Genomic DNA, 12,869 nt, shown 5'->3' with positions numbered 1-12,869 from the left:
CATAGGCAGTAGCGCATGCTCGCCATTTATAAATTACAAACGGCGAGCGCGTTCTTAACAGCGTTTTCTAGATGATTAGGTACGACGCGGTTCACTGATACCGAATCACACTGCTGAAAGGTACAAAAATTAGCGATGGCATCTGAGAATCCAACTAAAAAGTCGTCTATTTCATTCTTCTTTGGTTTTGAATTTTCTGGCTCTAAATTCGCTTGTTCTAGAAACAATGCTTTTATTTCTAAGTGTTTCGTCTTTCGATGAACCTTACAATCCATCCGTCCAACAAACTGATCTTTGTGCAATAAAGGAAGGCAAAAGTAACCGTATTGACGCTTTTCTTCAGGCACATAACATTCGATCTGATAGTCAAATTGAAAAACACTTTTTAAACGATCCCTCTGAATCACCAACGGATCAAACGGTGAAAGAATATGTACTCGATTCGATACACGTGGAGCGCGTTGATCAAAAGCACCTGCGTTGACGACAAACTCCGTACCATTTTGATCGGTATACTGTTCCAGCTTATTGTCCAGTATCCGTTCTTCAATCATCGATTTCACTGCCTTACGCAGTGCTGGATTTCGCCGAAGGTAGGTTGCACTTTTTAACGATGCAATGCCTTGGCTTCTTAGTTGCTGATCCAATAGGTGTTCGGCAAATTCGGCCATTGAGGGAGGCTGTATGTCGATATATTCAGGAATCACCCGCTCCGTAAGGTCATAGACTTTCTGGAAACCATCTCTGTGGCTCACCATTAAATCCCCTTCCATAAAGAGTTGTTCTAGTGCCTTTTTGGCTGGTTTCCAATCCCACCACCCGGCACCATTGTTTTTCTTCTCTGTTTCAATGTCACGGGAGCGAATGGGGCCGTCGAGTCGAATTCGTTCGAGCAATTCACTCATTAACTTACGATCAGGATCTTTATACCAATGAATTTGACCCTTCTTAAGTGCATTTTTATAAGGAAGAGAATAACGGAAATCGTTAATGGGAAGAAAAGCAGCGGCATGAGACCAATATTCAAACACTTCACGCTTGTAGAGAAGACGGTTCATCATTTCGGGTTTGAAGTTCTCTATTCTAGAAAACAGCACATGGTTATGTGCTCGTTCGACCACAGAAATTGTGTCTATCTGAACATACCCAAGATGATTAATCGTGTGTATGGCGCCGCTTAACCCTTTTCCGAAGGCGTTCTTTTGAAGTAACCCTTGAGAATTCAAAACAAGTCGCCTAAGACGCAGCCTATCCTTTCTACGTTCTAAGTTAATCACGTTTTTCGCTCCCGCTCACAACACGTCGCTCCCCATATATTGCTTCCAATGAACTTATTATATCGTACATAAAAGACGACAAGATTCAAAAGAGCACTGAAAGGCGAGAAGAAACAAAAAAGGCGATACATCGTATCGCCTATGAAGCTCTTAATCCGTTTGGTCTAGAGGTTAAAGTTTAGTATGCAGGCCGCACTCACGGCCAAATTGCGCTTTAGTCGGATCAAAATAATGATCCGGGGTAGGCAGACCATTTTCTTCAAGATACTTCATCATATCTGCTTCTTTCCAATGTAAGACGGGCGCAACTTTAACAACACCATTAGGCCCTGTTTCAACTACACTCATGTCTTTACGGAATTCAGTTTGCTCACTACGAACCGCTGTTAACCAAATATCAGGCGCTTGATCTGCCATTGCACGACGGAAAGGCTCAAGTTTGAACTGTTCAGTGAACTCTGCGTGGGCATCATCTTCTACACTTGGAATCCCACCTAACGCTGCGTCGCGACGCGCAGCACTGACTTTTGGCGTGTAGACTTCTAAGTTTAGGTTTAACTTTGCAATAATCTCTTCAGCTACTTTGTACGTGTCGCGCACGTTATAACCAGAATCGATCCAAATAACAGGGATATTAGGGTTTACCTGAACAGCCATATGTAGGATGACCGCTTCATGCGGACCAAAATTTGTCGTAACAATTGGCTTGTCTGCCTGACCCAGTGCCCACTCGATAATCGCCTGAGGGGTTGCGCCTTCTAATTCAGCATTTGCTTTTTCAATATCGATCATAATGACACTCCATCTTTTATGAGTGCATACTAAAAGTTTGCATCCGCAAATACAAATCCGTTGAGACAGAATTTAAAGACTTAATTTGAATAAGAAAATTCGAATCAATTGTATGTGTATGATATGCAACACTCCAGCGGCAACCAGATAAAAATTAGGTTAATCAGAGAGACTATTATTCTAGTTTATTTACTTCGTGGTAGCGCCGCATCTTGGAAATGTTCTGTTTTACTTGAGGTCGCTTGCGTTTAGACTGATTGAGCGCCTCTCTAGCCTTTTGACGCTCTTCTCTAATCAGGGCTTGTGCTTTTGCTATCGTATCAGCAAAACGCTGCAATAGTGCTTGGTTGGCTTTTAATTCTTGAGCGGTTAACGCTCTACTGTTGAAAGCTCGAATACGCTTGTCTAACTCAGTTAGTGCTGCAACGTCTTTCAACATAATTATTTGATTGAGTTCACGGTCTAACTGTTCAATAGAGGCGGGATCAAACTGCATTGTTCATAAACTAAAAATAGCCATCACGATTAATGTCAAAATAGTGTTCGCTATTATACTCACGAACTGCTCAATGAGCTTAAACTTTCTAGTAGCGCATCGCCACTGTTATTTAAGCTAGCTAATAGCACATCCAAGTTTGAAAATTTTTCGGTAAGTTGCTCTTCATATAAGTCCATTCGATATTCGAAGTTTTCAAGGCTCTCTTCTGTGTTATCAACCGATTCTTGGGATGCATTTGCTATTTCCTGCAATAAACCGTTAGAGCCAGTATAACTATCTAGGTATTCATCCATTATATTAGCGACACCATCATCGCCCGAAAACAATGTCACTACATCATCATAGCTGTCTTCCATTGCTTCATTAAAAGCCGTAGTATCAAGCGACAACATACCATCGTCGTCCATTTCAATACCAATATCAAACATCGATGTCAAATCACCCGCATCTGAAAATGAAGTCATTAGATCAGAGTTTAACTCACTTTCTAGCCCTCTAACTAGGCTACTACCATTTAAAATCGCACCAGCCGCTGTGTAACTATCAAACGTGGATTTTAACGAGTTATACGACGAAACGAAGCTTTCAAGTGTTTCTTGAACCGAATCTGTGTCAAAATCAATTACCGATTGCGCCGTTTCGAGCTCACCGTCCGAATCTTCCGCAGATAACGAGAGTGCTTTGATGCTCAGACCCGATACCGCATCATCAAATGTATTGGTATCGCTGTTTATCGTAATACCGTCGACATCAATGATGGCATCTTGCGCACCGTCTCCAGCCCCTATAACTAGACCTGCACTGCCCGTTCCCGTTGCAACAGAAGAGACATCGTCTAACGATTCATCCGTATTGGTGACTACAAGATCGTTACCGTCACCCGTTATGTCTGAGTTCAATGTAAGAAATACATTACCATTACCATCGTCGACTAGGTTGGCGGAGACACCAAAATTCTCATCTGCATCATTAATTTGCTCGCGTAACTCAGAGAGCGTTGTGCCGGACTCTACCGATATCGTAAACGTTTCGTCGCCTGCGGTGAACGTCAAATCGCCTCCAGAAGACGTTACGACATCGTCACTGGACGAAAACAATCCATCAGAGGATACACTTCGACTACCTTGCGCAAGCTGAGAGACAGAAATATTATAGGCACCATTAGAGGCTTCTTCATCAGCGCTTACGGAGACGATGTCGCCAGAATCTGGCTGAGTGGTGGTGGCGGTCCGACCTGTGAAAAGGTCTTCGTCATTCAAAGACTCTACCGAGCTTTGAAACGATTCAAGGGCTGACTTAATCGCGCCGTAGGCAGACACTTCCGATTCATAATCACTAATTTTATCTTCATAAGCTTCAACCTTTGTATCGCGCTGTGCACTCACCATACTTTCCATCAGCTCTTGAAGATCCAAACCTGACCCAACCCCCAAAGACGATACTGTCATATTGCTAAACTCCTACGATTAACACTCAATTACGTGCATTCATGCGCACCATCGACAAATTAATACATTGCACTCATATAACTATTATCGGTTATAGAGAAAAACGCTCAAGAGCAAGCTGCGTAAGGGTTTTGAAAAAATATTGCGATAACACCGTCAAGTTTTCGAAAAGATAGCCTGCAGCAATGTCAACACGATCAAAATTTAGGAAACTATAATAATAAAAGGATGAACACGAAGGAGTAAAAAGAAATAGATTAACTAGCGATCAAATTGATCGTTACAAAAAACACCTAATAAATGACGAGATACATTGCTACCGCAACGTATCTCGTCAAAGTGGTTTCGCGATATTGATTTAGCTGAATTAGCTAAGGGATTTGAAAATATCTATAACGCTTTGGACTTCTGGGAGAACCGTAATTTGATCGTTATTAAGCTCTACAATTAGTTCATCTAACTTGGTAACATTCTCACTAGACTGTGTTTTCCACTCAGCTACCAAGTGCTGTACATCCTCTAAGGTCATGCTTTCTGAAATCGGTGCTCCGATACCTTTTAGCATCTCTTTAAAATCGACCTCGTCGACTAAATCAACAATCATCATTGACACATTCTCTATTCGAATAGTAATAAAATAAGCTCATTTTAACTTTGTACATCTGTGTAAGACGAAATGCAAACAAAGCCCAGAAACTCTACCTTATTACCTTTTCTTCAATGAGTAGGTCAAAGATTGCTTGTGCTTTTTCTTGAGCACTTTCATTCTTCATGACTTTGCCAGATCCACCCTGCGCTTTGGCGGTCGCCGCTTTAAAACGTTCTGCAGCGGTCTTAGCTTTAATCACCTTTAATCTCTTTGGTCTCGGTTTAGCTGGTGCTTCAACCCAGTTTATACGAAGCTCATCAAGTACTTCAGGTGTATCTACAGCATTAAATTGCGCTCTTTGGCCGGGGCCATATGCTGTTTGACGTGGCTCAGGAGCAGCATTATCGACGGTAGCAATAAAGGGCAGCGTTACGGTTACTGAGCGTCTTTGTCCACGAGGTAAGGCTAACAAAACTTCGGCTTCGCCGTTTTCGATAGACACAATGTCGGCAACTCGAGAGACGATCGGCCAACCCAGCGATTCTGCTAGTAAATAAGGCACCATTCCCGACGATTCACCACTTTCAGCGCGAACTCCCAGTAACACTACTTGCGCCGACTGAGATTCAAGATAGTGAGATAAGCTTGGAATGACATCGGCATCAGAAGACTGCTTTAAGACAGTCATTTGTTTCAGCCCCATCCCTGCGTATTGCCGCAATACCGTCTCTTCTGCACTTCCAGAAAAAGTACTGTCATAGGCACCGGCGTGAGCCACCTGCAAATGACTACCTGAAAGCTTAAGTCCGAGCTCCAACGCTCTTCCATCCTGTTCAGAGCGGCGAGCTCTTCCCGATTGAGGATGACGTCCAATCGAAACAAGGCTGATTACATTAGGCTGCATGCTCAGACCCCTTTTCTAATGTTTCTCCCTCAGGAGAGACTTGCCCCTTATGGGCATTTACAATTTTCACTAATTCTTCGAGAATTTCTTCACTATCACCAATTACACTCAAAGCGGCACGTTTCACCATGTCGCATCCTGAGTCTGTGTTAATCGCAACGACTTTGTCGCATTGACCAATGCCTTGCATATGCTGAATAGCTCCAGAAATCCCCACAGCAACGTAAACTCGAGCCGTAACCCACGTACCCGTTGCACCAACTTGTCTGAACCTTGGCATAAAGCCATCATCAACAGCAACACGACTTGCGCCTTCAGTCGCGCCCAAAGCCTTCGCAGCGTCGTGAAATTGCTCCCAGTTGTGAATACCATTACCTGCTGAGAGAATAAATTCTGCTTCAGCAAGAGGGATAGCATTTGGATCAACATCCATTAAGCCATGATCGACGATGTTAACTGCGCTCACTTCGACGGCATCGACATCCAATGCTTTTGCTTCGTGACGAGTTTCATCTATCGCATCACCGCATTCTTCCAATAACAGCAAAATACGCGGTGTTGCCCGAGTGATATCAATACTAGATGAAGCACCACGACAGACAGTATTTTGTGTGTCTACTTGCCAAGCTTGCACGGCTGGACGTTCGCCCAAGCGGGCAGAAAGCCTGCTTCCAAGATCCGCACCACCGTGAATACTGTCCGGAAATAGCCAATGCTTAGGTTGATACATTTGCTCAATTTGAGCGACAGCTTCTAGGCGAGCTTCGGGAGCAAAGCCTTCAAACACATCATTTTGAAGGTGAATCAGACGGTCTACACCCGCTAGATCCAAAGACTCTTCTTTCATCTCTCCAAAACACACAGCGACAACGGCACCCTGTGAACTTCGCCCTTGATCTCTTTCATCCGCTTCATACGTTCTACATAGCTTATGAGCCAACCCAAGAACGTCTTTATCATGGCTTGTTAATCTGCCACCCACTAGATCGGGTGCCACCATGATATAAAAATCAGGTGCTTCTATCTGATGCAACGCAAGAACAGGCTCGTTAGCGCTTGATTTTCCTCTGCCAACGGCGCCAGCACCTTGTCCGTTGCCTTTAAGTCGATCTATTCGTTTGATACCGTTCGGTCCAATAAATCCGACTTTGTGAGGGTTCTTTCTAAGTAATCCAGTCGGCCCACGCACCTCTCCGGCGTTTGCATTGATTACAGACTCATATAAAGGATGTAAACGATTGCGTGCAATCCACTCCGTACGAGGGTCTCGACGAATAATGTCGCTCATCAGTGAACCTCCTCTATCAATTGATCTACCAGTATTTCTGCAATATCGCGAATTTCAGGTCTCGGCTCAACAACCCCTTCAAGCATTGCAGTACATTGTTGGCACCCTACCGCAATTAAATCCGCCTGTGTTTCTTTCGCATCTTCTACACGCATGTCCGCGATGCGTTTTTCACCAGGAATATCGGTAATAGGTGCGCCGCCACCGCCGCCACAGCAGCGAGAACGGAATCCTGAACGCTCCATTTCGGCAACCTCAATTCCCATTGAACGTAACAACTCTCTCGGCGCTTCATATTCACCGTTGTAACGACCTAAGTAACAGGGATCGTGATAAGTAACCGTGCCACCTTTAAAAGTATCCAGTTTCAATTTGCCATCTTGCACCAAACGATTTAGATACGTGGTGTGATGCAGTACTTCAACATTATCAAGCGCATCTGATCCAAAATCCCCGTATTCATTGCGTAGGCAATGAAATGCGTGTGGGTCGGTGGTTACGATCGTCTTAAATTCGTACTGAGACAAAGTCTGAAGATTGCGTTTCGCTAAGTTTTGGAACGTTGCATCATCACCGAGTCTACGGGCAACATCACCACTGTCTCGTTCTTCGTCTCCCAAAATCGCAACATCAACATTCGCGGCTTTCAGTAACTTCACAAATGAACGCAATATACGCTGGCTACGCATATCGAACGCGCCATCAGAAACCCAAAATAGAACCTCTGCTTTTTTCACGTCTCGCATGACATTTAGGTTTTGATCCGCCGCCCAGTTTGTACGGCTGCCCGGCGCATAACCGTTTGGATTGTCTGTTGCGATGATGTTGTCCAGCACTTCTGCGCCCTTGTTAGGGGTTTCGCCTTTTTCCATCGTGAGAAAACGGCGCATGTCGACAATGGCATCAACATGCTCAATCATCATTGGACACTCTTCGACACAAGCACGACACGTAGTACAGGACCACAGCGTTTCGGCATCGACAAGACCAGCCGTAATTACTTCGGTTGGCGACCCTTTCGCGCTGCCAGGTTCACGGCCTTTACCTTGAGGATCAGGGTAATGTGAACCTGCGTAATTGGCATCTGTTCCGCCTGCTAGCCCTACGACCATGTCCTGAATCAATTTCTTCGGATTAAGCGGTTGCCCAGCTGCAAACGCCGGACACATTGCTTCACAACGACCACATTGAACGCAGGCATCGAAGCCCAAAAGCTGGTTCCATTTAAAATCGGTTGGTTTAGATACACCGTGAACTTCGACGCCTAGATCAGCAGGTTTTAGTCCGGTTGATCGCCCGCCACCAAAACGCTCCTGACGACGGTGAAATGCTAAATGTAAAGCACCAGCGAATGCGTGTTTCATAGGTCCACCCCATGTCATACCAAACAGCATTTCACCAAGGCTAACAAGAATCAACGCAGACAAAACCAGTGTTAATAAGACGTTCCCTGTGCCATCTGGCAAGATTCCAGCAGCTGGAAGGGTCAGTACAAAAAAGGTTACTGCAAACGTCATCAGGCTCTTTGGTAGACGCATCCAAGGGCCTTTAGACAAACGAGACGGCGGGTTACGACGACGCTTGAAAACAAAAATAGCACCCGTAAACATCATAACTAAAGACGCTAACAGTGCCCAAGCCAGCAGTTTGCTGTCCACTCCGAAAAGATGAACACACAATACAAGAAACATGGCTAATACAAAGCCACCACCCGTTGCAACGTGGGTTCTGGACATGTATTTGTCACGTTCAACCACATGGTGGAGATCGTGCAAATAACGTTTCGGCATTGCCATTAAACCCGAAATAATATTCACGGGTGAAGGCTGTCCAGCGCGCCAAAGAGAAATTCTGCGTACCGCGCCCACGACAGCCAACATCAACACGATTGCAATTAAAACAGAAGGTAACCAGTCAAAAATCATTTCCTACCCCATTAACATAGCAGGTTTTGTACGTGTTCCCGCCGTTAAAAAAGAGGGAACATCAGATCGAGCCATCGTGCAGCATAAAGCGCTTTCTCCCCTCTCTTTCAAAACAGGAGAGGGGAGAATAACGCTATAAGTCTTTACACAATCTCAACGCATCGTACATAGCTGCATGGGTATTACGTTGAGAAACACAATCACCCAAACGCCACAAAATCATGCCATCCGCTGCTTCTGAAAGAATTGGCTGTGGCTTGATGTCGAATAACGCTTCAACATCAATCTGACCTTTGTTTACAGACTCTGCTTTCAATGCGTAGTAGAGCGCTTCGTTTGGACGAGTTCCGTTTTCAACCACAATTTGATCGACAACGCGCTCTTCTTTTTGGCCGGTGTACTCATTCTCAAGCACTGCGACTAAGCTTTCGCCTTCGCGATACACTTTGTCTAAGATCATGTCAGACGTCATGATCACTTCTTTTTCGTACAAAGAACGGTAATACGTTGGGAACGTCGTTCCACCAATCCCTACACCGGGTTTAATATCATCCGTTACCAATTCGACAAGCGAACCTTTCGCCGCCAAATAATCCGCTGCTGACATGCCTGAGAATTCACAGATCGTATCGTAAATCAGCACATTTTTGCCGGGTTCAACCGCACCGCTTAGAATATCCCAAGAAGATACGACTAGACCTTCTTCAGCCCCCCACTCTGGATTCTGTTCTAAGAATGGGATTCCGCCCGTTGCCAATATACATACATCAGGATTGAACTCACGAATAAGCGCTTCGTCGGCAGACGTTCCCAATCGAACATCCACACCCAGACGATCAAGCTCCATCGCTAACCAGCGAGTGATGCCTGCAATTTGATCTCGTTGAGGTGCTTTCGATGCAAGCGTAACCTGTCCACCCAATTCTTCGGCTTTTTCAATTAGAGTGACTTTATGGCCTCGTTCAGCGGCTACACGAGCTGCTTCCATCCCACCAGGGCCACCACCGATTACAACGATATTGCGAATTGGCCCTTCCGTTTTTTCAATAATATGTGGAAGACCCATATACTCACGAGAAGTCGCTGCGTTTTGAATACACAACACGTCTAAGCCTTGGTATTGACGGTCGATACAATAGTTAGCACCAACACATTGGCGTATTTGATCAACCTGATCCATTTTGATTTTTGCAATAAAGTGTGGGTCTGCAATGTGTGCACGAGTCATCCCAACAAAATCCACGTAACCAGCCTCAACAATACGCTTAGCCTGATTTGGATCTTTGATGTTTTGCGCATGAATAACAGGAACACTTACGACTTCTTTAATACCAGCCGCTAAATGTAAGAACGGCTCTGGCGGATAGCTCATGTTCGGGATAACGTTTGCTAGCGTATTGTGCGTATCACACCCTGACCCTACGACACCAAAATAGTCAACCATTCCAGTTGCATCGTAGTATTGAGCGATTTTTTTCATGTCGTCATGATTAAGGCCATCTGGATGGAACTCATCACCCGTAATACGCAGACCAACAGCAAAATCTGGCCCTACTTCTTCGCGGACGGCTTTCAGTACTTCCATACCAAACTTCATTCGACCTTCAAATGTGCCGCCCCACTCATCGGTACGTTTGTTCACACGAGGAGACCAAAATTGGTCAATCATATGTTGGTGAACAGCAGACAACTCTACACCGTCTAACCCACCTTCTTTCGCTCGGCGCGCAGCCTGAACGAAATCACCAATAACTCGCCAAATTTCTTCTACTTCAATCGTTTTACAAGTCGCACGGTGAACGGGCTCACGAATACCAGATGGAGACATTAGGTTAGGCCAGTTTTCACCATCCCAGCGTGAACGACGACCCATATGGGTAATTTGAATCATGATCTTGCCACCGTGCTTATGAACCGCATCGGCAAGATTTTGGAAATGAGGAATAATTCGATCTGTTGACAGATTGACAGACGCCCACCAACTTTGAGGGCTGTCTATAGAAACCACGCTCGATCCACCACAGATACATAAGCCGCAGCCACCTTTGGCCTTTTCTTCATAGTATTTAACGTAGCGGTCCGTGGTCATACCACCGTCAGTTGCATAAACTTCAGCGTGTGCTGTACTCACGATACGGTTACGAATAGTGAGTTTATTAATATTGAGTGGCTGAAATAGCGCATCAAATTGGGACATAGTACGGAACTCCCACTTACTTAAACTTAGAAAGACTCAAGTGTTTTGTTTTAAAGAAGACTTGCTCTGCCCGATAAGTCTTCCATCTTATTAATTGAACGCTAACTGATTACGATGCGTTCAACCTCATTTGTTTATTACTTACGCCCCCTCCCCCTTTATGAGCAAGGCTGGGAGGGAGTCTTAACTCTCGAACACCTACTTAAAGAGGCGTAACTTCAAAGTAACCCACGTCGCAACCGTCTTCGGCACCACTTTGCGTCTGCACAGCTTTAGTACGTACAGCAAAACCTAAGTTACCCGCAACCTGATCCAATGCACCTGCAAACCAGCCAGTAAACATGTAGTCAACTTTACGGTTAACTTTGCCATACTGATAAACGAAGCAAGAGTTCTCTAAACGAACTTTCGCTGTGCCTTTTTCGACATCCAGCTCTTCTGTAACAAAGATCCCCCAGCCGCGCTGAGAAAGGCGTTTTAGGTAATGGTGCCAAATCTCTTCGCCTTTGAAGCCATGCAGCTCTGCTTCTTTCTCACACCAGTAAAATGCAGATTTATGACCTGCTTTATACAAAATATCTGCGTAACGCTCTGCACCGATTTCTTCTTCAATTCCCATATGGTTATTTACAAAGAAGTGGCGAGGAACATACAGCATAGGCAATGCATCTGTTGTCCAAACACCGGTTTCATCATTTACTTCAATTGGCATTTCTGGTGCATGTGTACTCATTGTTGTGACCCTTAATTCTATAAATGTGTATATCGTCTAAAACGTGATAATAAAGCGCAGGGAGACTTACTCGCCCCACACTTCTTTTAAGAGATTGACCCAGTTATCGCCCATAATTTTGCAAACTTGTCGTTCAGAAAAACCGTGACGTAACAAGGCTTCGGTCAAATTAGGAAACTCACCTACAGTACGAATGCCTTTAGGGTTAATGATTTCACCGAAACGGGTTAGACGACGGGCATAGCCTTTGTCATGTGTTAGATATTCAAAGAAATCGTGGCCGTGTCCCTGCGTAAAGTCAGTACCAATGCCAATGGCATCCTCACCCACGATGTTATAAATGTATTGAATGGCTTCTACGTAGTCGTCAATAGTGGCGTTGATTCCGGCCTTCAGGAAAGGAGTGAACATGGTCACGCCCACAAAACCACCGTTATCCGCGATAAACTTAAGCTCTTCATCACTGCGGTTTCTTGGGTGCTCTTTCAAACCAGAAGGAAGACAATGGGAATACGCGACCGGCTTTTTCGATTCGATGATGACTTCTTTTGCCGTGTTTGGCCCAACGTGAGACAAATCACATAGCATGCCCACACGGTTCATTTCAGCCACAATTTCACGACCAAAGCCAGACAAACCGCCATCTCGCTCATAACATCCAGTCCCTACTAGGTTCTGAGTGTTGTAGCACATTTGAACAATTCCAACGCCAAGGTCTTTAAAGATCTGGACATAACCGATCTGATCTTCGAAAGCATGAGCATTTTGAAAGCCCATCATGACACCGGTTTTGCCTTCTTCTTTGGCACGATAAATGTCTTTAGTTGTATAAACCTTAGTCATCAGATCGCTGTTTTCTTCAATAAGTTGATTCATTTCGACGATATTGCGAACCGTACCTTCGAAGTTCTCCCAGAAAGACACCGTACAATTGGCGGCAGTCAGCTTGCCTTTTGCCATATCTTCAAATAACTCGCGATTCCATTTCGCGCAGATCAGGCCATCAATCACTATGGCTTTGTCATGTAGGTCAGCTGCATTCATCGTCGTATCCTTTGTGGTTCATAGAACAATGAATTCAGTGTAATTTTTAGGGGGGATAAAGGTTAGGCTGTTAGCGACTTGACACGTACTAAAACCGACTCAGCAACCATGTCGTTTATGAACAATGCATAGAACCGACACAAAGTCTGAAGCGAATTTTGCGCATTCATAGG

The 12,869-nt window shown here is 44.7% G+C and carries 11 protein-coding genes; all 11 read right to left on the bottom strand.

Annotation, left to right across the window (positions count from 1 at the left end; all coding sequences use genetic code 11):
* Nucleotides 1–26: 26 nt before the first annotated feature.
* Nucleotides 27–1,277, bottom strand: coding sequence for a winged helix-turn-helix domain-containing protein (locus DFP79_RS04065; RefSeq protein ID WP_133502647.1), 1,251 nt, complete (start codon nucleotides 1,275–1,277; stop codon nucleotides 27–29).
* A 171-nt stretch (nucleotides 1,278–1,448) separates the two neighbouring features.
* Nucleotides 1,449–2,069: a phosphoadenosine phosphosulfate reductase domain-containing protein gene (locus DFP79_RS04060; protein WP_133502646.1), complete on the bottom strand. Its 621-nt coding sequence runs from the start codon at nucleotides 2,067–2,069 to the stop codon at nucleotides 1,449–1,451.
* A gap of 175 nt (nucleotides 2,070–2,244) precedes the next feature.
* The gene (locus DFP79_RS04055) at nucleotides 2,245–2,565 is read right to left on the bottom strand and encodes a hypothetical protein (protein ID WP_133502645.1); all 321 of its coding nucleotides are present in this window, start codon (nucleotides 2,563–2,565) and stop codon (nucleotides 2,245–2,247) included.
* Between the two features lie 59 nt (nucleotides 2,566–2,624).
* Entirely contained in the window at nucleotides 2,625–4,016 is a 1,392-nt protein-coding gene (gene fliD, locus DFP79_RS04050) for a flagellar filament capping protein FliD (protein WP_133502644.1), read from the bottom strand.
* 367 nt (nucleotides 4,017–4,383) lie between these two features.
* Nucleotides 4,384–4,623: a hypothetical protein gene (locus DFP79_RS04045; RefSeq protein ID WP_133502643.1), complete on the bottom strand. Its 240-nt coding sequence runs from the start codon at nucleotides 4,621–4,623 to the stop codon at nucleotides 4,384–4,386.
* Between the two features lie 91 nt (nucleotides 4,624–4,714).
* Nucleotides 4,715–5,509, bottom strand: coding sequence for an electron transfer flavoprotein subunit beta (etfB, locus tag DFP79_RS04040; RefSeq protein ID WP_133502642.1), 795 nt, complete (start codon nucleotides 5,507–5,509; stop codon nucleotides 4,715–4,717).
* A complete protein-coding gene (etfA, locus tag DFP79_RS04035) occupies nucleotides 5,499–6,797 on the bottom strand; it encodes an electron transfer flavoprotein subunit alpha (protein WP_133502641.1) in 1,299 nt (432 codons plus the stop codon). The genes etfB and etfA overlap by 11 nt, the downstream gene beginning before the upstream one ends.
* On the bottom strand, nucleotides 6,797–8,722 hold the full coding sequence (locus DFP79_RS04030; protein WP_133502640.1) for a (Fe-S)-binding protein: 1,926 nt from the start codon (nucleotides 8,720–8,722) through the stop codon (nucleotides 6,797–6,799). The genes etfA and DFP79_RS04030 overlap by 1 nt, the downstream gene beginning before the upstream one ends.
* Before the next feature lie 133 nt (nucleotides 8,723–8,855).
* Complete coding sequence (dgcA, locus tag DFP79_RS04025) at nucleotides 8,856–10,919, bottom strand: dimethylglycine demethylation protein DgcA (protein WP_133502639.1); 2,064 nt, start codon at nucleotides 10,917–10,919, stop codon at nucleotides 8,856–8,858.
* A gap of 202 nt (nucleotides 10,920–11,121) precedes the next feature.
* Nucleotides 11,122–11,652 (bottom strand): DUF5943 domain-containing protein, encoded by a 531-nt coding sequence (locus DFP79_RS04020; RefSeq protein WP_133502638.1) that lies wholly within the window; start codon nucleotides 11,650–11,652, stop codon nucleotides 11,122–11,124.
* A 66-nt stretch (nucleotides 11,653–11,718) separates the two neighbouring features.
* Nucleotides 11,719–12,696 carry a dipeptidase gene (locus tag DFP79_RS04015; RefSeq protein ID WP_133502637.1) on the bottom strand — a complete coding sequence of 326 codons (978 nt, stop codon included), beginning with the start codon at nucleotides 12,694–12,696 and terminating at the stop codon, nucleotides 11,719–11,721.
* Nucleotides 12,697–12,869: the final 173 nt, after the last annotated feature.

Origin of the sequence: Marinomonas balearica (assembly GCF_004362145.1) — a bacterium.
Lineage (GTDB): Bacteria > Pseudomonadota > Gammaproteobacteria > Pseudomonadales > Marinomonadaceae > Marinomonas > Marinomonas balearica.
This window is presented reverse-complemented; position numbering and strand designations above follow the sequence as displayed.

What these genes read in the sequence shown, in the direction of transcription:
- DFP79_RS04060 (WP_133502646.1), bottom strand. Translation starts at nt 2,069, where the DNA reads ATGATCGATATTGAAAAAGCAAATGCTGAATTAGAAGGCGCAACCCCT.
- DFP79_RS04055 (WP_133502645.1), bottom strand. Translation starts at nt 2,565, where the DNA reads ATGCAGTTTGATCCCGCCTCTATTGAACAGTTAGACCGTGAACTCAAT.
- fliD (WP_133502644.1), bottom strand. Translation starts at nt 4,016, where the DNA reads ATGACAGTATCGTCTTTGGGGGTTGGGTCAGGTTTGGATCTTCAAGAG.
- DFP79_RS04045 (WP_133502643.1), bottom strand. Translation starts at nt 4,623, where the DNA reads ATGATGATTGTTGATTTAGTCGACGAGGTCGATTTTAAAGAGATGCTA.
- etfB (WP_133502642.1), bottom strand. Translation starts at nt 5,509, where the DNA reads ATGCAGCCTAATGTAATCAGCCTTGTTTCGATTGGACGTCATCCTCAA.
- etfA (WP_133502641.1), bottom strand. Translation starts at nt 6,797, where the DNA reads ATGAGCGACATTATTCGTCGAGACCCTCGTACGGAGTGGATTGCACGC.
- DFP79_RS04030 (WP_133502640.1), bottom strand. Translation starts at nt 8,722, where the DNA reads ATGATTTTTGACTGGTTACCTTCTGTTTTAATTGCAATCGTGTTGATG.
- dgcA (WP_133502639.1), bottom strand. Translation starts at nt 10,919, where the DNA reads ATGTCCCAATTTGATGCGCTATTTCAGCCACTCAATATTAATAAACTC.
- DFP79_RS04020 (WP_133502638.1), bottom strand. Translation starts at nt 11,652, where the DNA reads ATGAGTACACATGCACCAGAAATGCCAATTGAAGTAAATGATGAAACC.
- DFP79_RS04015 (WP_133502637.1), bottom strand. Translation starts at nt 12,696, where the DNA reads ATGAATGCAGCTGACCTACATGACAAAGCCATAGTGATTGATGGCCTG.